This window comes from Phaeobacter sp., assembly GCF_022825805.1.
Taxonomy (GTDB): Bacteria; Pseudomonadota; Alphaproteobacteria; order Rhodobacterales; family Rhodobacteraceae; genus Phaeobacter.
Genome location: NZ_JAJDWC010000035.1, coordinates 25,857 through 44,365, shown reverse-complemented (window position 1 = coordinate 44,365; position 18,509 = coordinate 25,857). Strand labels below are relative to the sequence as shown.

Annotated in this window: 16 protein-coding genes and 1 tRNA gene; 1 reads left to right on the top strand and 16 read right to left on the bottom strand. The window is 57.5% G+C overall.

What is annotated here, in order from left to right:
- Window positions 1-340: 340 nt before the first annotated feature.
- From Q0C28_RS04160 to pobA, 10 genes are all read right to left on the bottom strand, one after another.
- Window positions 341-802 carry a molybdenum cofactor biosynthesis protein MoaE gene (locus Q0C28_RS04160; RefSeq protein ID WP_293573389.1) on the bottom strand — a complete coding sequence of 154 codons (462 nt, stop codon included), beginning with the start codon at window positions 800-802 and terminating at the stop codon, window positions 341-343.
- Window positions 803-805: 3 nt separating this feature from the next.
- Window positions 806-1,051, bottom strand: coding sequence for a molybdopterin converting factor subunit 1 (moaD, locus tag Q0C28_RS04155; protein ID WP_293573388.1), 246 nt, complete (start codon window positions 1,049-1,051; stop codon window positions 806-808).
- Window positions 1,051-1,722 (bottom strand): CDP-diacylglycerol--glycerol-3-phosphate 3-phosphatidyltransferase, encoded by a 672-nt coding sequence (gene pgsA / locus Q0C28_RS04150; RefSeq protein ID WP_293573387.1) that lies wholly within the window; start codon window positions 1,720-1,722, stop codon window positions 1,051-1,053. Before pgsA ends, moaD begins: the two co-directional genes overlap by 1 nt.
- 177 nt (window positions 1,723-1,899) lie before the next feature.
- Window positions 1,900-3,789 carry an excinuclease ABC subunit UvrC gene (gene uvrC, locus Q0C28_RS04145; RefSeq protein ID WP_293573386.1) on the bottom strand — a complete coding sequence of 630 codons (1,890 nt, stop codon included), beginning with the start codon at window positions 3,787-3,789 and terminating at the stop codon, window positions 1,900-1,902.
- 311 nt (window positions 3,790-4,100) lie between these two features.
- A complete protein-coding gene (locus Q0C28_RS04140) occupies window positions 4,101-4,877 on the bottom strand; it encodes an SDR family oxidoreductase (RefSeq protein ID WP_293573385.1) in 777 nt (258 codons plus the stop codon).
- 35 nt (window positions 4,878-4,912) lie between these two features.
- On the bottom strand, window positions 4,913-5,857 hold the full coding sequence (locus Q0C28_RS04135; RefSeq protein ID WP_293573384.1) for a calcium/sodium antiporter: 945 nt from the start codon (window positions 5,855-5,857) through the stop codon (window positions 4,913-4,915).
- Window positions 5,858-6,031: 174 nt separating this feature from the next.
- On the bottom strand, window positions 6,032-6,829 hold the full coding sequence (locus tag Q0C28_RS04130) for a S49 family peptidase (protein WP_293573383.1): 798 nt from the start codon (window positions 6,827-6,829) through the stop codon (window positions 6,032-6,034).
- Window positions 6,830-6,949: 120 nt separating this feature from the next.
- Window positions 6,950-7,711: an ABC transporter permease gene (locus tag Q0C28_RS04125; protein WP_293573382.1), complete on the bottom strand. Its 762-nt coding sequence runs from the start codon at window positions 7,709-7,711 to the stop codon at window positions 6,950-6,952.
- Window positions 7,708-8,637, bottom strand: a complete 930-nt coding sequence (locus Q0C28_RS04120) for an ABC transporter ATP-binding protein (RefSeq protein WP_293573381.1) — start codon at window positions 8,635-8,637, stop codon at window positions 7,708-7,710. Before Q0C28_RS04120 ends, Q0C28_RS04125 begins: the two co-directional genes overlap by 4 nt.
- A 152-nt stretch (window positions 8,638-8,789) precedes the next feature.
- Window positions 8,790-9,971, bottom strand: coding sequence for a 4-hydroxybenzoate 3-monooxygenase (pobA, locus tag Q0C28_RS04115; protein WP_293573380.1), 1,182 nt, complete (start codon window positions 9,969-9,971; stop codon window positions 8,790-8,792).
- Window positions 9,972-10,021: 50 nt separating this feature from the next.
- On the opposite strand from pobA, the gene Q0C28_RS04110 reads away from it, so the two are divergent.
- The gene (locus tag Q0C28_RS04110; RefSeq protein ID WP_293573379.1) at window positions 10,022-10,933 is read left to right on the top strand and encodes a helix-turn-helix domain-containing protein; all 912 of its coding nucleotides are present in this window, start codon (window positions 10,022-10,024) and stop codon (window positions 10,931-10,933) included.
- A gap of 63 nt (window positions 10,934-10,996) precedes the next feature.
- Here the strand turns inward: Q0C28_RS04110 and Q0C28_RS04105 are convergent, their stop codons facing one another.
- The 6 genes from Q0C28_RS04105 to Q0C28_RS04080 all read right to left on the bottom strand — a co-directional run bounded on the left by Q0C28_RS04105 (window position 10,997) and on the right by Q0C28_RS04080 (window position 18,361).
- Window positions 10,997-12,340, bottom strand: coding sequence for a S41 family peptidase (locus Q0C28_RS04105; protein ID WP_293573378.1), 1,344 nt, complete (start codon window positions 12,338-12,340; stop codon window positions 10,997-10,999).
- A gap of 3 nt (window positions 12,341-12,343) precedes the next feature.
- Window positions 12,344-13,480 (bottom strand): peptidase M23, encoded by a 1,137-nt coding sequence (locus tag Q0C28_RS04100; protein ID WP_293573392.1) that lies wholly within the window; start codon window positions 13,478-13,480, stop codon window positions 12,344-12,346.
- A gap of 77 nt (window positions 13,481-13,557) precedes the next feature.
- Complete coding sequence (gene gpmI, locus Q0C28_RS04095; RefSeq protein WP_293573377.1) at window positions 13,558-15,078, bottom strand: 2,3-bisphosphoglycerate-independent phosphoglycerate mutase; 1,521 nt, start codon at window positions 15,076-15,078, stop codon at window positions 13,558-13,560.
- A gap of 226 nt (window positions 15,079-15,304) precedes the next feature.
- Window positions 15,305-15,379 (bottom strand) — tRNA-Gln (locus Q0C28_RS04090).
- Window positions 15,380-15,533: 154 nt separating this feature from the next.
- Complete coding sequence (locus Q0C28_RS04085; RefSeq protein ID WP_293573376.1) at window positions 15,534-16,523, bottom strand: NADPH:quinone reductase; 990 nt, start codon at window positions 16,521-16,523, stop codon at window positions 15,534-15,536.
- Between the two features lie 173 nt (window positions 16,524-16,696).
- On the bottom strand, window positions 16,697-18,361 hold the full coding sequence (locus Q0C28_RS04080; RefSeq protein ID WP_293573375.1) for a tetratricopeptide repeat protein: 1,665 nt from the start codon (window positions 18,359-18,361) through the stop codon (window positions 16,697-16,699).
- Between the last annotated feature and the right edge of the window lie 148 nt (window positions 18,362-18,509).

The following is an 18,509-nucleotide window of genomic DNA, read 5'->3' as shown; positions in this document are numbered from 1 at the left end:
CCTTCTTCTTGAGCTTCGAGCTTAACGGCCCGCGCCCCGTTCGATTTTTGAATATTTAAGGTTCAAAAATCGCCCAGGACGCTACCAACTGGGGAAATTTCAAACGCCCCTTTTGGGGAGATTACATCCGGCACTTACATGTGCAAGCCGAAGCCGAATTGCAGGCAACGATGGACGGGCTACGCGAAGCGCGGCGCGAGGCGGAAGAGTTGCGAGCACAGCTTCACGGCTGAGCAGTGCATAGCATCGGTGAAGGCTAGGGCGAAGGCTAGAGATCCGTTTTAGCGACGTGGCCGCAGCACATATCGCGAGCCAGCTCACCTGTCCCGCACGTTTCTAGTCACGTCCAGCGATCAAGCGCCTCTTCGTCGCTGTCTTTGGCTTCGACCCAAGCGCCAGAGCCATCACGGCAGAACTCTTTTTTCCAGAACGGTGCGCGGGATTTCAGATAGTCCATCAGAAACTCCGCTGCTTCGAACGCATGGACGCGATGGCGCGATGCAGTCGCAACCATCATAATCTGCTCACCCGGTTCCAGGCGGCCGTGACGGTGGATCACCAACACATCCGCCAAAGACCAGCGCGCTTTGGCCTGATCGGCAATCTCTCGGATCGCCCGTTCGGTCATGCCGGGATAATGCTCGATCTCCATGGCGGTCATGTCACCTGTGTCAGACCCGCGCACGACGCCCGTAAAGGTGACAATCGCACCAGCGTTGGCACCACGCGCGGCCAAGCCAGCCGCGAAACGATTGCTTTCTTCGCCGATATCGAATGTTGCCTCCTGAACCGCGATCCGCATTGATCACCCTCCGGTCATCGGCGGGAAAAAGGCAACTTCTCGCGCGCCTTGCAATGAAGCATCAAAATCTGTCAGCTCCTGATCAATCGCAACGCGCAAAGCAGACAGATCGGCAAACGCTGCAGCATAGCGGTCTTCGCGGGCCGCCAACTCCTTGACCAAATCAGCCACCGTCGCAGCGGACGTTTCGATTTGTTCCCGCGGTACGCCGATACGTTCGCGGACCCAAGCGAAATACAAAATGTCCATCAGCGCGTCTCCTTCAGGTGGGGCAGTGCTTTGCGCAGGTAATCCGCGCCGGTGATCAGCGTTAGCGCCGCCGCGACGGTCAACAGAACCAAACCAATGCGACCGGTCCAGATCATACCCTCAAACTTCCAGCGCAGCCCCAGTTCATCACTGACCTGCCCCAGCATAATCTGATCAACCAGGTCCTGATCCATCCCAAAGGACGACATCACCAGATAGTGTTCAAAGATCCCCTGCGAAAACAGCGTCGCAATAGCCACCATCTGTGCTGTGGTTTTCCATTTGGCCAGGTTCGTGACCTTCAGTGTGCCCGCGGTGTCCCCCAGATATTCTCTCAGGCCGGATACAAACACTTCGCGGAACAGAATGATGGTTGCAGGCAGCACCAGCCAAGGCGTCCAATGCTCTGCAGAAAAGCCCACGAGGATCATCAAAGCGATCACAACCATCGCCTTGTCCGCGATCGGATCCAGCATTGCGCCCAGTTTGGTTTCCTGTTTCCAGGCGCGGGCCAAATACCCATCAAACCAGTCGGTGATTGCCGCGCTGACAAATAGGATCAGGGCAAACCAATCCGCATAGGGCCGCGAAAAATAGAGAAACATTATAGCAAGACCAGGCGCTGCGAGCAGACGGAGCACGGTCAGAATATTTGGGACAGTCCATTTCATGGCTGCACACTAGCCCGCAGCGTTCCCAGTTAAAAGCGCAACAAATCAAAATCTCTGCGAGGTGTTGGCGCGTCCCCAAGGCAGGCGCGCCGCGTTCCTCTTGGCTGGGTTGTCGCCCCGACAATCCGCTGCCAAAGACCATGTGACGCCGGAGCCATCTGGAATATAGCTTTCGCCCTACCCCTGGGCATGAAAGTGATCATAGATCCGTTGTGCCAAAGCGGCCGATACGCCCTCTACCGCCGTAAGATCCGCGAGATTGGCCCGGCTCACGGCCTTGGCACTGCCGAAATGAGCCAACAGCGCCCGTTTGCGGGAGGCGCCAACACCAGGCACATCATCCAGCGGATTGGCCCCCATCGCTTTGGCCCGTTTGGCCCGATGGGTGCCAATCGCGAAACGGTGCGCTTCGTCGCGCAGGCGCTGCACAAAATAAAGCACCGGATCGTTACGTTGCAGCGCAAAGGGTCGCGCACCCAGCCGGTGGAATTCTTCCTTCCCGTGATCACGATCTACGCCTTTGGCCACGCCAACCATCGGGATGTCTTCGACGCCATGCTCTGCCATGATCTCTGCCACTGCAGAGACCTGCCCGGCCCCACCATCGATCAACAGAAGATCCGGCCACAGCCCTTTATCGCGGTCGGGGTCTTCCTTCAGCAGGCGGGCAAAACGGCGATTCAATACCTCTTTCATCATGCCAAAGTCATCACCGGGGGTCAGTTCATCACCCTTGATGTTGAACTTCCGATAGGCATTTTTCATCAGGCCCTCGGGTCCGGAGACAATCATGCCACCAACCGCATGGCTGCCCTGGATATGCGAGTTGTCGTAGACCTCGATGCGCTGCGGCGGCCCATCGAGGTCAAACGCCTCTGCCAAACCGCGCAAGAGTTTGGCCTGGGTCGCGCTTTCAGCCATACGCCGGGCCAGAGCTTCGCGGGCGTTGCGCACCGCTCCGGCAACCAGTTCGGACTTTTCACCCCGTTGCGGCACCAAAATATCAACCTTGCGGCCAGCCTTGTCGCTTAGTGCCTGTTCCATCAGGTCCGTGTTTTCGATGCCATCCGACAGGATCAATTGGCGCGGCGGTTCCTTGTTGTCATAGAACTGGCCCAGGAAGGCCTCCATGACCTCGGCAGGTGCCACATCACCGCTGAGCCGGGGATAGAAATCCTGGTTCCCCCAGTTCTGATTTGCGCGGATGAAAAACACCTGCACGCAGGCCTGTCCGCTATCGATATGCAGCCCGATCACATCCGCTTCGGCAACGCCGCGCGGGTTGATGCCCTGGGACGTTTGCACCTGAGTCAGAGCTTTGATCCGGTCGCGCAAAGCAGCGGCGCGCTCAAACTCCATCGCTTCTGAGGCGGCAGACATCTGCTCGGCGAGTTCTTCTTGAATCTTGGTGGAACGGCCAGAGAGAAACCGTTCCGCATCGCGCACGGAGGCGGCGTAGTCTTCGGCGGAAATCTCCCCCGTGCAGGGCGCGGTGCAACGTTTGATCTGATACTGCAGACAAGGGCGCGTGCGGCTGTCGAACATCGCGTTGCTGCAATTGCGCAGCAAGAACGCCTTTTGAAGCTGGTTGAGCGTGCGGTTCACAGCGCCTGCACTGGCAAAGGGACCAAAGTAGCTGCCTTTTTCGCGCCGGGCTCCGCGGTGTTTTTTGATCTGTGGAAACGGGTGATCCTTTGACACCAAAATATTGGGGAAGCTTTTGTCGTCCCGCAGCAGCACGTTGTACTTCGGCTTCAACTGCTTGATCAGGTTCTGTTCCAGCAACAGCGCTTCGGTTTCCGTCCGGGTGGTCAGAAACATCATCGAAGAGGTTGCCGCGATCATACGCTCGATCCGCGGGCTATGGCCGGGCCGCGCATAGTTGGACACCCGCGCTTTTAGATTGCGCGCCTTACCAACATAGAGCACGCGACTCTCGTGATCGAGCATCCGGTAGACGCCCGGAGAGCTGTCCAGTGTTTTCAGATAGTCCTGGATCACACCGTAGCCGGTTTTGGCCGGCTGAGACGGCGTTTCGGATGCGGATTCTGGCAGTTGGTCAGTCATGGTTCAGATTTATGATTCCCCTCCCGCGTCTGCAACGGAAACGCAGGATGTTCAACACACAACAAATCCAAGAGCTTTGTGGATAAGTCTGATGATATCTTATGGCTATCAGCCATTTTTCCTTATTTTGCGCCGATTTCGAGCGTTTGCCTAAAAATTAGGCACATATGCAAGATGCTGAAAACAAAGGAAAGATATTTTCCACCGGACAAGTTTTTGATTCCAAATGGATTTTTGTAACAAATTTGCGATGGTTTTGTCTGCGGTGCACAACTTGCGGTTACCACTTTGGAACCAAACCGTTTGATCTGCTATTCCATCCCCACAACATCAGGCGTTTCCCAGCCCAGATGTTGGCCGCTGTCGATGCAAATCAGCTGACCGGTCACCGCAGGCGCAGCCAGCAGATAGGCCAAGGCCGCTGTGATATCAGCCGGGTCAGCACCACGTTGCAACAAGGTGTTTTGGCATTGTGCCTCAAATTGCGCAGTGGTTTGGCGAGGCCCTTGCAAGGTGGGGCCCGGGCCAATTGCATTGACGCGGATACGGGGTGCGAGCGCCTGAGCCCCTGTCTGTGTCAGCGTCCAGAGCGCAGATTTCGCCAGGGTATAGGTCATGAATTCAGGGGTGAGCTTCCGCACACGCTGATCGATCATGTTCACGACCAATCCGGCGGCGCGCGTGCGCCCCGCACGATCCGTCTGCACCGGCAGATCCTGCGCTGCAAATTGCTGCATCAGGACAAACGGCGCGCGGAGGTTGCTGTCGAAATGGCGGTCCCAACTGCGACGGTCAGCGCTCTCCAGACTGTCGAATTCAAAAATGGATGCATTGTTCACCAAGCAGGTGACCGGCCCGCCCAGTGCGGCCACGGCGGCAGGCAACAGCTGCTGCGTTGCCTTGTCGTCCAACAGATCAGCTTGCAGCGCGACCGCGCGGCGGCCAAGGCCCTTGATTTCGGCCACAACCTCCTCAGCCTCTGTCGCGGAACTGGCGTAATGTACAGCGACGTCATACCCCCGCTCAGCCAGTTGCAGCGCCATCGCCCGGCCAAGGCGCTTGCCTGCGCCTGTCACCAATGCCCGCATTCGAAAGTCTCCTCATATGCTCTGAGAGCTATGAGTTAGAACAGCTGCACCAGGTAGACCACATAAACGGTCGACAAAATCACGCCCCAGGTCCGCGTAATGTCCATTTTGAAGAATACAAACGGCACCAGTAACAAAGATGCCCCAAGCATCACCCACAAATCGGTCCGCAAGAAGCTGGGATCGACGGAGACCGGCCCGACAAAGGTTGCAATCCCCATGATGGCCAGCAGGTTGAACATGTTCGACCCGATCACATTGCCCAGGGCGACATCCGCCTGACGGCGCAACGCGGCCATGACTGTGGTGGCAAGTTCTGGCAGCGAGGTGCCGATAGCGACGAGGGTCAGACCGATGACCGTTTCGGTGATCCCGTACATGCGGGCAATAATCGATGCGTTGTCGACTAGGAGGTCAGCGCCCAGAGGCAGCCCGACCAGACCAAGCACGAGATAGATGGCGATGCGCCAATACGGCATATCGGGGTCAGCTTCGTCGATCTCTTCTAGATCGCTGCCTTTGCCATTGCGGCGATGCGCCTGTGCCTCTCGGAATGCAACTGTGAGGATCGCGGCCAAAGCCGCAAGCAAGAGTGCGCCAGACCAGGCCGTGAAGACACCAAAGAACGCCAGACCGACAAACAACCCGGAGGCCAGGAGCATGAAAATATAGTTCTTGCGGGTGTCGCATTCGCTGGTGTGTAGGGCCCGCATCAGCGCCGGGATCCCAAGGACCATAAGAATGTTTGCCGTGTTCGAACCAACCACATTGCCAAGCGCGATCCCATCTGCGTTGTCTTCCACCGCGCTGATGGCAATCAAGAGTTCCGGCGCCGAGGTGCCAAAGGCCACGATGGTCAAACTGACGATCAAAGCGGGCACACCAAGGCGCAAGCTGAGATTCACAGCACCACGCACAAGCGCGTCACCGGCCAGGAGCAAAATCACCAGTCCGAGTGCAGAAAACAGCCATGGCATCATCGCCGAGGGCCTCCCTTGCTTTTGCAGGCGCAGGGGCCCTTACCGATTTTGAAACGACCGCAGCTGTCGCAACGTCGAGATGCCAGATGCTTCTGGCCGGGCACGCGCAGTTTTCCGAACATCGCCAGAACCATCATCACCACCAGAAACAGAGAGACAATCTTGAATATCACGTCAGAGGCCAAACCGCGCAAACTCAGCGCGTTCCTCGATGCTCGCAAGCGCATCCTGCGCCAAGTGCACGCCGAGGCGTCCCAACAGCGGTTTCTTCATGCCATAGCGGCGCAGGCGCACTTTCTCGCCGAACCGATCCTGCAGCTTTGGCCGCAAATGGGCGATCCCATCAATCAGCCCAAGCGCCACAGCGCGCCGCCCCAACCAGATTTCACCGGTGAACAGATCCACATCCTGGTCGAGTTTTTCGCCCCGCCGGTCCTTCACATGGGTGATGAAGTTCTCATGGATGTCGCCCAGCAGCTGTTTGAGCCGGGCAATATCTTCGGGTTGTTCAGCCCGGAATGGATCCAGCATCGATTTGCTTTTGCCCGCGGTGTAGACGCGGCGCTCGATACCTTGTCGGGCAATGAATTTGTCAGCACCAAATCCGGCGGAGATCACGCCGATCGACCCAACAACTGAACTTTCGTCCGCATAGATTTCATCCGCGGCCGCAGCCAACCAATACCCACCAGAGGCTGCAACGTCCTCCACAAAGGCATAGGTCGGGACATCCAATTCTTCCGACAGGCGGCGGATGCGGGCACCGATCAGCGCGCTTTGCACCGGAGAACCACCAGGTGAATTGATTTCCAGAGCGACTGCTGCGGGCTTCCCCTTCCGAAATGCACGTTCCAGGACGGGCGCAAGCGCCACATCATTCAGGGCGCCGCGACCTGCCATCCCTATGGCCCCTTGCAGGCGGACCACGGCGACCAGGGGCGGTTTGTTCAAAAAAGGCAAGTTCAGCTTCATGGCGCCGATGTAGAATGCCCACCGCCCCGAAACAAGGGATGCGCCCAACCAGAGAGAAAAGAAGCCGCAAAAAAGCCCGCCGAAGCGGGCAATTTTGCAACGCTCAACGCGCTGGTCTGATCAGGAGCGGATCCGCCAACCAGTTTTGAAAATCCACCAGATCACCCCAAGACAAAAAAGAGTAAATCCGCCGATGGCAAGCAAGCTGAGGCCAACAGGCACATCCGCGGTGCCAAAGAAGGACCAACGAAAGCCCGAGATCAGATACACGACCGGATTGAACAACGTGATCTTCTGCCAGATCGAGGGCAGCATCGAGATCGAATAGAAAGATCCGCCCAAGAACACCAAAGGCGTGACGATCAAGAGCGGAACCAATTGCAATTGTTCGAAATTCTTGGCCCAAACCCCAATGATAAAGCCGAGCAAAGCAAAGCTCACACAGGTGAGGAGGAGGAACACAACCATCGCAACAGGGTGGGCGATCTGTATATCCACAAACACGGCAGCCGTGGCCAGGATGACAACCCCGATGAACAAGGCTTTGGTGGCAGCGGCGCCCACATAGCCCAATACGATCTCGAGGAAATTCACCGGCGCGGAAAACAGCTCATAGATCGTGCCAATGAATTTTGGGAAATAAATCCCAAAGGACGCATTGGACGTGGCCTGTGTCATCACGCTCAGCATAATCAGGCCGGGGACGATAAACGCGCCGTAGGACACGCCTTCGACCTCATCAATTCGGCTGCCGATGGCTGCGCCGAAAACCACAAAATACAAAGAGGTCGACAATACCGGCGACAGAAAACTCTGCAGCAGAGTGCGGAAGAAGCGCGCCATTTCAAAACGGTAAATCGCAGCGATAGCAGTCCAATTCATGCGGCTTCTCCTGATACCAATCCGACAAAGATGTCTTCCAGACTGGACTCGCGGGTTTGCACATCTGCCAGGGTCAACCCGGCAGCGGCGACATCATTCAGCAAAGCCGTGATCCCTGTGCGTTCTGCGTTGGTGTCATAGGAATAGATCAACGCGCGGCCGTCCTTGCTCAGCTCGACACCATGGCGCTGCAACACTTCGGGCACCTCTTGCAGGGGATCGGTCAATTGCACCTCCAGCTGCTTTTGCCCCAACTGGCGCATCAGCTGATTTTTTTCCTGCACCAACAGGATTTCGCCGTTGGTGATCACACCCACACGATCGGCGATGGCCTCGGCCTCTTCGATGTAATGGGTGGTCAAGATAATCGTCACGCCATCACGCTTCAGATCGGCCACGACATCCCACATGTCCTTGCGCAGCTCCACGTCAACGCCAGCGGTCGGCTCATCGAGAAACAGCACCCGCGGATCATGGCTGAGCGCTTTGGCGATCAGCACCCGGCGCTTCATCCCGCCAGACAATTCCTTGATCTGGCTTTTCCGTTTGTCCCACAACGACAGCTTGCGCAGGATCGTCTCGATCAAGGCGTCATTTCGCGGCTTGCCAAACAGACCGCGTGAAAAGGTCACCGAATTCCAGACCGTTTCAAAAGGCTCTAGGTTGATTTCCTGCGGCACAAGTCCGATCAGCCGTCGCGCAGCGCGGAAATCATCGATGATGTCATGGCCGCCGACCGAAACGCTGCCCGCGCTTGGCGTGGTGATCCCACAAACCGTTGAAATCAGGGTTGTCTTCCCAGCACCATTGGGGCCGAGCAAGGCCAGGATTTCTCCCTCTTCAATGTCGAGCGTCACGCCTTTGAGCGCTTGAAACCCGCCATCATATGTTTTCTGCAAGTCTTTGATTGACAGGATGGCTGCCATGGCGCGCCTCCTTTCCGTGGTCATGTCACTTCGGCGTAACGTTACCGCCACCATCTGCCGACCGCCAGAGCCGAATGCCACAAGCGACGCGCAGTTCCTGTGTCACAAAGCGCAACGGGCTGTGCAAAGATGCAGATTGATGTGGATGACCTTCAGTACGGCAAGCCCACGTAGTTTTCTGCCAAAACGGTCTGCGCGGCATCGGAGGAGAACAGATAGTCCAGTTCAGCTTGCTGCAGCCGAAGATCCGCAGGCGACATATCCGGGAACTGATGCAACAGGCACGTCATCCACCAACTGAAACGCTCGGCCTTCCAGACCCTGGCCAGGGCGCGTTCAGAATAGCCGTCCAATCCGGTGCTGTCGTTTTGCAGGAAATAATCGATCAGCCCCTGATGCAGATAGTGAATATCAGACGCCGCCAGGTTCAGGCCCTTCGCCCCGGTTGGGGGCACGATATGGGCGGCGTCACCTGCCAGAAACAAGGCCCCATATCGCATCGGCTCAGCCACGAAACTGCGCAGTGGAGCGATTGACTTTTCGATTGAAGGACCCGTTTCGATCTGATCTGCGACACCCTCCGGCAAGCGGCGCCTCAGCTCTTCCCAGAATGCAGCATCAGACCAAGCGTCGGCACGTTCACTGAGAGGCACCTGAATGTAATAGCGGCTGAGCTTCGGATTGCGCATGGAACAGAGGGCAAAACCACGGTCATGTCGAGCATAGATCAGTTCGGACTGCACGGGCCTGGTTTCGGACAACACCCCAAGCCAGCCAAATGGGTATAGTTTTTCATATTCACGCAGCACGCCCTCTGGGATCGATTTGCGGCTGACACCATGGAACCCATCGGCCCCCACGATAAAAGTCGCATCAACGCGATGCGCAGCTCCTGCGTGGCGGAACAGGACATGGGGCTGCCCGTTGGTCAGATTGCACAGCCTGACATCTTCTACGCCATGTAGCACAACGCCGCCCATGCGATCACGCGCGTCATAAAGATCGCGGGTCACCTCCGTCTGACCATAGACCATGACCGATTGCCCATCCGTGCGCGCGTCAAGGTCGATGCGATCCAACCGGCCTTGATGCGCAATATGAAAGCCATGATGCACGGCACCTTGCTGATCCATACGGGCACTTACCCCAGCTTTACGCAACAGGCCGACAAGACCGGTTTCAAGAACGCCCGCGCGAATACGGCCCAAAACATGCGCACGACTTTGGCGCTCCAGAACAAGTGTCTCCACCCCCGCCCGGTGCAGCAGTTGTGACAGCAACAGACCTGATGGCCCACCGCCGATGATGACAACCTGAGTGCTATCGGTCTTCATCGCGCCCTCCTATCCCTCCCTCAGTTTGCCTTGGACACGCAGGTTTGCGAATGGACCGATCATCCGAAAACTTGTACCTTTACGACATGAATACTCTGCCGCATATCGCGACCTTCAGCTTGTTTGGCGAAACAAAAGATCTGGCTGATCTCCTGCATTTAGAGACTATTGAGGCGAGATCGACACTATATCAGTGGTCTTTGGCGCCACACCGCCATGCGCGACTGCATCAAATCCTGCTGGTCGAGCATGGCCAGGGCGTCGCAAATATTGACGGAACAGAGCATGAGTTCACGGCACCCTGCGTGATCAATCTGCCCTGCGGCGTTGTGCATGGTTTTCAGTTCGACATTGGCACCAACGGATGGGTCGTTTCGATTACCGCCGATCTTTTGACCCACTGTTTGGACGGTGATAGCGCCATTGATCGCGCCCTGCAGCAACCGGCAGTCACCGCAGCGGACAGCCGCGTGCGGCAGCTTTTGCACCTGCTGGCCGGAGAGTACGCCCATCCCGGACCTGCCCGGGCGCAGATCCTACGAGGCTTGGTGACTGCAACGGCGGGCGCGTTGGTACAGCTGCTAAGCGATGCATCAACAGTAGCCTCTGCCGCGCCAGAACATCAGCTGTTGCGACGCTTTCAAACGGCCGTTGAAGAGGGGTTCCGGCGCAGAAAAAAGGTCAGCGACTACGCATCGGACTTGGCTATATCACCGACACATCTCAACCGGATATGCCGCCGAACCACAGGCCAATCAGCCTCTCAGCTCATCACGGAACGGATGGTGCAGGAGGCGCGCAGGCTCCTGATTTATAGCACGCTCAGCGCAGCGGAAATCGCCTATGAACTGGGATTCACCGATCCGGCCCATTTCAGTCGCGTCTTTGCCCGCGAAACAGGTCAACCGCCGCGGCGCTTTCGCCAGGCACATGGCGCAGGGCTCCCACCAGATCCACTGTGAGCCGCACAAGAAAAAAGCCGCCTCGAGAGAGGTGGCTTTATGGTCAGCGCTAATCGCTTTGGATCAGTCTGCAGCTTCCAGTTTGGACAGCCCCTTCAGGATGTCGATGGCATAGGCCAGCTGGTAGTCCTGCTCGCGCCGCTCTGCTGCGGCTTCGGCCTTGGCGCGATCCTCTTCGATTTGGCGGATCTCATCCTCAGACAAGCTGTCATTGTTCAGGCTACCGCGCAGGTCTGCCTCGGAACGGGTGCGGCGTGCTGCGGCGGCCTCGTCTTCCTCGGCCTCAGCATTGGGCGACCGGCGAGGCTGTTCGACGACGATGTCGGGTGACACACCCAACGCCTGAATCGAGCGGCCAGATGGTGTGTAGTAGCGCGCAGTGGTCAGGCGCATCGCCCCCTCACCTTTCAGCGGCATAACCGTCTGAACGGACCCTTTGCCAAAGGATTTGGTGCCAACAACAATCGCCCGGCGATGATCCTGCAGCGCGCCGGCCACAATTTCGGATGCCGAGGCAGAACCGCCGTTGATCAGAACAACAATGGGCTTGCCGCCAACCAGATCACCCGGCGTCGCGTTGAAACGCTCCCCGTCTTCTGGGTTACGACCACGTGTCGAGACGATTTCACCGCTATCGAGGAACGCATCCGCCACTTTGATGGCCTGGGTCAGCAGACCACCCGGGTTATTGCGCAGATCAAGAACAATCCCGTTGACGTTTTCAATGCCACCGGCCTCTTCGAGCTGTTCGGCCAACCCGGATTCCAGATTTGGTGTGGTTTGATCGTTGAATGTGGTCAACCGCAGGACAACCGTTTCATCCTCGGTACGCGCCCGCACGGCCGTAAGCTTGATGGTGTCGCGAATGATCGAAACATCAAATGGTTCGGCTTCGCCTTCCCGCACAACAGTGATCACGATTTCGGAGCCAACGGGTCCGCGCATCAGATCGACGGCTTCATCCAGGGCCAGCCCCAGAACGCTTTCTCCGTCCACATGGGTGATGAAATCGCCGGCTTCCATGCCTGCCTCATCCGCCGGGGTGCCATCGATGGGAGAGACGACCTTCACAAAGCCCTCTTCCTGAGTGACCTCAATCCCGAGGCCACCAAACTCGCCGCGAGTTTGAACCCGCATATTGGCCGCATCATCTGGGGACAGGTAGCTGGAATGCGGATCCAGAGAGGACAACATGCCGCCGATGGCTGCCTCGATCAGCTCTGTTTCATCGACTTCTTCGACATATTGCACGCGGATACGCTCAAAAATATCACCAAACAGGTCCAGCTGCTCATAAACGCTGGCCTCCCGGTTTCCTTCCTGCGCCAGCAGAGGCTCAGCTACATAGGTTGTGGCAAGGATCCCTGCCAGCGTGCCGCCCACTGCAGCCATCGCAAATTTTCTCATGAACTAGTTTCCATCCTTGTCACTGCGGAACCAGGTTTCGGGGTCCACCGGACTGTTGTCCATTCTCACTTCTATATAGAGCGTTTCTGTGCGGTCAGTTCCAGCCCCTTCACCGCTTAGTGACAGAATTGCGCCGATTTCTTGCCGATCGCCTCCCATCAAGCCGACGGGGCTACCGGCTGGAATGACTTCGCCCGCGGTTCCGTAAACCTCTGCCAGGCCGGACAGGACGAACAATGTCTCCGGCTGCGGCTCCAGGATCACGACATTGCCAAGATCAAGCAGCGGCCCCTGGTAGCGAATTGTCGCAGCCGTCGGCGCAACAACCAATGCGCGCGGGCGCGTTGCCACAAGCCAACCAGGGCGCGCAATGCCTGCGGCATCCTTTTCCCCATAGCCGCGCAACAAAAGACCCTCTACGGGAAGCTGGATATCACCGCGCAGATCGCTAACGTCGACATCGGTTTCGATGATCTCCCCCTCGGCGATTTCCGCCAGACCACTGGCAAAACCGCTGAGCGTTTCAGTCGAGGAAATCAAAATCGCCGTGCGCACCGGATCCTGTGTGAAACGGCGTGGCAAATCGGTTCTATCAGCAATCGCAGCAGACAACTGAGACCGCGCCTCCTGCACGCCATTCAATCCTTGCTGCAAGGTATCAGCTGCTTTTTGTTGCAACAGCCGCAGGGTTTGGACCTCCTGCAAATCACGTTTGAGCGCAGTGGCCCGGGATTGCAGAGCAGGCGTGACCTCCGCCAGAGTCATCGCAGATCGCGCAGCCCCCAAGGGCCCGGAAGGGTGCAGCATCAAAACCGGCGGCGGCGAGGTTTCGATGGTCTGCAAAACGCCAAGCAGCTCGGCCACGTCATCTTCGCGCGCTTTCAATTGAACCGCCAGTTGACCTTCGCGTTGTGCCACACGGCGCAAGCCATCCCGCATGGCAGCCAAACCAGCCTCATAGGCACGGACTGTTTCGGTCAACGCAGACACCCGGTCGCGGGCGCTGTCGGCGGCCTGCAACGCAAAAGCCGCCTGTTCCAGCTGCGACGCCGCATTACGCGCGTCCGCGGCAGGATCAGCTGCGACCTGATCAGTCGCGGTGACCGACAAGGCGAGAGCAGCAGGACCAACCCATGTCATCAGCCATTGCCCTGCCTGCGGTATGATCTGCCCTGCGCGACCGCGAAGCACAGGTTGGGTGAATTCAGCCCAAACGGTCATCCCAGCAGGCTCTCCCCGGTCATTTCATCAGGTTTTTCAAGCCCCATAAGCTCCAAGAGCGTCGGGGCCAAATCAGCCAAACGACCATCCCGCAGCGTGGCACCATCCGGCCCACCAACCAGTGCAACGGGCACCAAATTTGTTGTATGCGCCGTATGCGCACCGCCAGTTTCAGGATCGACCATGACCTCGCAATTGCCATGATCTGCGGTGACGAGCATGGTGCCGCCAACCGCGGCCAGGGCCGCCACCACTTTCTCCAACCCCTGATCCACCGCTTCGCAGGCTTTGATCGCGGCCCCCAGATCACCAGTGTGCCCGACCATGTCGGGGTTGGCATAATTGGTGACGATCAGGTCATATCCGGCACCAATGGCCTCGACAAATTTCTCCGTCACTTCGGGCGCGGACATTTCTGGCTGCAAATCATAGGTCGCCACCTTCGGAGACTGCGGCATATAGCGATCTTCGCCCTCTTCCGGCTGCTCTTTGCCACCGTTCAAGAAGAACGTGACATGTGGATATTTTTCGGTCTCGGCGAGGCGAAACTGCCGCTTGCCCTTCTGCGCGACCCAGGCACCCAGAGTGTTGACGATCTCGCGTTTGGGGTAGGCCGTCGTCATATAGGCGTTGTGATCGGCAGAGTATTCGACCATTCCCAGCAGCGCAGCGAGTTCGGGGCGTTTGCCGGTTTCGAAAGCATCAAAACCGGGTTCCCCGATGGCCCGCAAAATCTCTCGCGCGCGATCGGCACGAAAATTCATGCAGAATACGGCGTCACCATCCTGAACCCCAGAGTAGCCGTCGATCACCGTTGCCTTGATGAATTCATCCAACTCGTCGCGATCATAGCTGGCTTCAATAGCAGAACGCGCAGTGGGGGCGGTGAACTGGCCCACCCCGTCGATCATGGCATGATAGGCTTGGCTGACACGATCCCAGCGATTGTCGCGATCCATCGCGAAATAGCGGCCTGTGACTGTTGCAATCTGGGCGCCATCCGCCATGCTCGTTTGAAAGTGTTCCAAGTAGCCGAGCGCAGACTTGGGCGCCACATCGCGCCCATCGGTCATAACGTGCAGCCAGACGGGAACGTTCGCGTCCCGCAGTGCTTTCACCGCGGCCAGAATATGGGTGATATGCCCGTGCACGCCGCCGTCGGACACAAGTCCCATGACATGTGCAGCCCCTCCGGTGCGCTGCAGATTGACGATCAAATCCTGCAGAGCCGCATTGTCGTAGAACGACCCATCCTCAATGGCGAGGTCAATCTGACCAAGATCCATCGCCACGACACGGCCTGCCCCGATGTTGGTGTGGCCCACCTCGGAATTCCCCATCTGCCCGCTGGGCAAGCCAACATCAGGACCATGGGTGATCAAACGGGCCTGTGGGCCTTTGGCCATGATGGAGTTAAACGTTGGCGTATCTGCGAGATATGGGGCGTTGGCGGTCTCCCCATCGCTGCTGCCCCATCCATCCAGAATACAAAGAACAACAGGTTTTGAGTTCGCCATGGGATCGAGCTCCGCTTTGCGGTGACAGTATGAGTGGTTACCGCCTTCTACAGCTTTGCTCGCCATTGGGAAACCGCCCGCTGCGCACCGGTTGGGCCAGACGCAGTTTTTGTTGGCTTACGAAACAACCTTGGAGCCTGACGGCGTTTACATCAGACCAATGACAAGAACGCGGTTCAACAACGAGTTGCTTCGCCCAAAATATGATTTTGAATTTTGTGTAAAATGGCTGGGGTGGTAGGATTCGAACCTACGATACACGGTACCAAAAACCGCTGCCTTACCACTTGGCTACACCCCAATCGGTGACCGGGTGTCTAATGGGTGTTCCAAAGGGGTGCAAGAGTGTTTTTGGAAAAAAGTGCAGTTTTCTATGCAGCTCTTTGATTCCTTTGATTTCCGGTGCTTGCGCGGGATGAACCGAGTGTGAACAGGCGGCCAGCCCGCGCCTCGGCCTATTGCGTTTTCACCAGAATCGCGCCGCGGCGCTGGCCTGTTTCCACGGCCTCATGGGCAGCAGCGATCTGTGTGAGGTCAAAGGTTTCGGCAACGGGTATATGCAATGCATGATCCTGCAGCGCGCCATTGAGCCGATGTATAGCCTCATCGCGGATCCGCTGCGGCAGCAGATAAACCAGCGCCATCTCCAGCGAGACGTTTTTGAACATCAACGGGTAGAAGGGGAGCGTCGGCGTCATAGCCTTGGCCGACCCGTAAGCGACAATTCGGCCATTTTCGGCGATCACATCAGCATCGATCTGGCAGTTGGCCCCAAACTCAACCTCGACAATATGCTCAACCGCTTTGCCGTCGTTTGCGGCCAGGATCGCATCCGACAGATCCGCCTGCGCATATTCCAGCACGACATCCGCGCCCGCATCGGTCACATATGACACATCTGACGCGGAGCAGGTCGCAATCACGCGAGCGCCACCCCATTTTGCCATTTGCACCGCCAAACGGCCGACCATTCCGGCCCCGCCCTGCACAAGAACGGTCTTGCCAGCGACATCCCCGCCTTGAAACACCGTATGCGCTGCGGTGAGCCCCGGAATGCCAAGCACGGCGCCTTGTTCCAGCGTCGCCTCGGCCACCATTGGCACGGCTTGCTGCGCCGGGAGGGTGATCTGATCGGCTGCGGTGCCAAACGCGCGTTTCCACTGCCCGTTCCAAATCCAAACAGACTGGCCGATACGAGCCGAATCAACCCCGGGCCCAACCGCAACGATGACACCGGATCCATCCGAATGTGGCACAATTGTCGGGAAAGGCAGATCCGTCACACCCGCTCTTGCACCGGCGCGGGCCTTCACATCGGAGGGATTGACGCCTGAATAAGCCAGCGCCACGGTTACCTCCCCTGCCGCGGGCGGCTGATCGTCCAGATCTCCGACCTCCATCACGGCATCGGCGGCGCCAAACCTGCGATAAAATGCTGCTTTCATGGCCATGCCCTCTTCTTGTGAAGTTGCGCCGAACATCATGGTCCGGCCCATTCAAACAAGAAAAGCAAAGGCCAGCAGAGGTGCAACCCCTACCGGCCCCTACCGGACAAAAATCCACGCATCACGAAGGATTGCGACCGCTCACCCCCGCAATAGCCAATCCAGAAAGTGCCTCAGGCGGGTACACCAGCGGATCGCAGCGCACGGCTCCAGTCCTTACCAAATGGCGCGCTCGACGCCGCATTATTGGCTTCGTAGTTGGAAATTGAGAAATCCGGCTGAACCGTCAGCAGCGAACGGACAACGTCCCGAGCCTCGTCTGTTTTCCCCAATTGCTGCAATGCAATGGCCTTGGTCGACAATGTCGAGGGGAACGTCGGATTTGCTTGTAGGGATCGATCCGCAAGCGACAGCGCCTTGTCATAGTCCTTGGCACTAAGGTTAGCAGCTGCCGACATCGAGTCGAAGTAATACTGCTGAGGCCCAAGGGGGGACAGTCGCCTGGCTGCATCCGTCAGCTGCACCGCTTCTTCAGGCATATTCTGGTAGCCCAGCGTCGCCCCCTTCAGCAGCAGTGCCAAGGCCTCATTCGGGTTGTCTTTCAACGCCAGATCATAGGAGCTTTGCGCCAGATCGAAGCGGAACATCAGATGGCTCGCGATCAGCCCTCTTACGGTCAACGCCAAGGAGAAGGATGGATCTTGGCTCAGCGCCGAAGAAACCAGCTGCGTTGCCAAATGTGCATCCAACTGGCGATCCTTGGAAAAACCCTTCTGCACCCGCATGACGTGCCACATCGCCATCCACGTCAAGGCAACCGGATGCTGTGATTCCCGCTCAAGCAGAACGGTCAGGATTTCCTGCGCCTGATTGAACTGCGGCAGCTGCATATCCTGCATCAATGCTATCGCAGCCATCAAGAGAGTATGACTGTCGTGTTTGATAAGGGGCCGGAACCCAACCAGTCGCACCGATTCACCAACCACAGTCCAGCCGATCTGGGCGGTCACATCCCGCAGGGCGCGGCTGTTCCCGGCTGTAAGAAACGACAGTTCTTCGCGGTATTCACGAGACCAGATCACCTTTTCACGGATCGTGTCGTGTAGATCCACCTGCAACCGGTAGATTTGGCCGGTGACATTCACTGTGCCAGACACCAGGTAGTTGGAACCCGCGACGTCATAGATATCACAGGGCCTGACTTGCAATGGGTCAAACTGCCGGGACGCCAGATAGGAGGTGACGCAAAACGCATGGCTGCGCGACAGATGCCGGACCAGCTCTTCAGACAACAGCGCGCCTAGCGGGGATTTGGCATCTCCAGGTGCACGATGGACAAAGGGCAGCACCGTGATCGGCGGCAAAAGGCTGTCCAAAACAGCGCGACTGTAGTCGCGCAACATCCCTGTTGCGGCCCGGTTGCGGGCCTCGGCCCGGTTCAATTCATTGCGCTGCTGTTCCAACCAGACGGCAAATGTCGATTCATGGGGCAGATCGAAGCCCTCCATGAAATCACCCATGTTGGGATCAGCGTCGAGGTCAACGCGCTCCAGATCCAACACAACCCTTTCGCGGTTGGCGGACAGAATGGTGGACATATCGGCGCCGAGATGGCGGCGCAGGGTGGAAAGTGCGGTGCGTAAACTGGCCTTTGCCTGCTCCGGCTGGGCAAGACTCCATAGTGTTCGCTCCAAAAAGGCACGCGTCCGCACGCCCCCTTCTGCCGTGGATAACAAGGCAAGCAATGCCTGATGCTTTGCGCCAAGAGAGAGAGCCTCTCCGGTTGGCAAAAACACCCCAAAAGCACCAAATTGGCGAATTTTTAACTGATCTGACATGTCCCAAACCCATTACTTACGCAATGCAATCGGATTGTGATACTCCTCAGCCGACTGGATTGATTACCCACACGTTAATTATCACACAAATTATCATGAAAGTCACGGGGAAATATACAACCTAAACGGCACAGAAAACTTGGCGCAT

What these genes read in the sequence shown, in the direction of transcription:
- pgsA (WP_293573387.1), bottom strand. Translation starts at nt 1,722, where the DNA reads ATGAAATGGACTGTCCCAAATATTCTGACCGTGCTCCGTCTGCTCGCA.
- Q0C28_RS04160 (WP_293573389.1), bottom strand. Translation starts at nt 802, where the DNA reads ATGCGGATCGCGGTTCAGGAGGCAACATTCGATATCGGCGAAGAAAGC.
- moaD (WP_293573388.1), bottom strand. Translation starts at nt 1,051, where the DNA reads ATGGACATTTTGTATTTCGCTTGGGTCCGCGAACGTATCGGCGTACCG.
- Q0C28_RS04110 (WP_293573379.1), top strand. Translation starts at nt 10,022, where the DNA reads ATGGACCGATCATCCGAAAACTTGTACCTTTACGACATGAATACTCTG.
- Q0C28_RS04125 (WP_293573382.1), bottom strand. Translation starts at nt 7,711, where the DNA reads ATGAATTGGACTGCTATCGCTGCGATTTACCGTTTTGAAATGGCGCGC.
- uvrC (WP_293573386.1), bottom strand. Translation starts at nt 3,789, where the DNA reads ATGACTGACCAACTGCCAGAATCCGCATCCGAAACGCCGTCTCAGCCG.
- Q0C28_RS04130 (WP_293573383.1), bottom strand. Translation starts at nt 6,829, where the DNA reads ATGAAGCTGAACTTGCCTTTTTTGAACAAACCGCCCCTGGTCGCCGTG.
- Q0C28_RS04120 (WP_293573381.1), bottom strand. Translation starts at nt 8,637, where the DNA reads ATGGCAGCCATCCTGTCAATCAAAGACTTGCAGAAAACATATGATGGC.
- gpmI (WP_293573377.1), bottom strand. Translation starts at nt 15,078, where the DNA reads ATGGCGAACTCAAAACCTGTTGTTCTTTGTATTCTGGATGGATGGGGC.
- Q0C28_RS04140 (WP_293573385.1), bottom strand. Translation starts at nt 4,877, where the DNA reads ATGCGGGCATTGGTGACAGGCGCAGGCAAGCGCCTTGGCCGGGCGATG.
- Q0C28_RS04135 (WP_293573384.1), bottom strand. Translation starts at nt 5,857, where the DNA reads ATGATGCCATGGCTGTTTTCTGCACTCGGACTGGTGATTTTGCTCCTG.
- pobA (WP_293573380.1), bottom strand. Translation starts at nt 9,971, where the DNA reads ATGAAGACCGATAGCACTCAGGTTGTCATCATCGGCGGTGGGCCATCA.
- Q0C28_RS04085 (WP_293573376.1), bottom strand. Translation starts at nt 16,523, where the DNA reads ATGAAAGCAGCATTTTATCGCAGGTTTGGCGCCGCCGATGCCGTGATG.
- Q0C28_RS04105 (WP_293573378.1), bottom strand. Translation starts at nt 12,340, where the DNA reads ATGAGAAAATTTGCGATGGCTGCAGTGGGCGGCACGCTGGCAGGGATC.
- Q0C28_RS04100 (WP_293573392.1), bottom strand. Translation starts at nt 13,480, where the DNA reads ATGACATGGGTTGGTCCTGCTGCTCTCGCCTTGTCGGTCACCGCGACT.
- Q0C28_RS04080 (WP_293573375.1), bottom strand. Translation starts at nt 18,361, where the DNA reads ATGTCAGATCAGTTAAAAATTCGCCAATTTGGTGCTTTTGGGGTGTTT.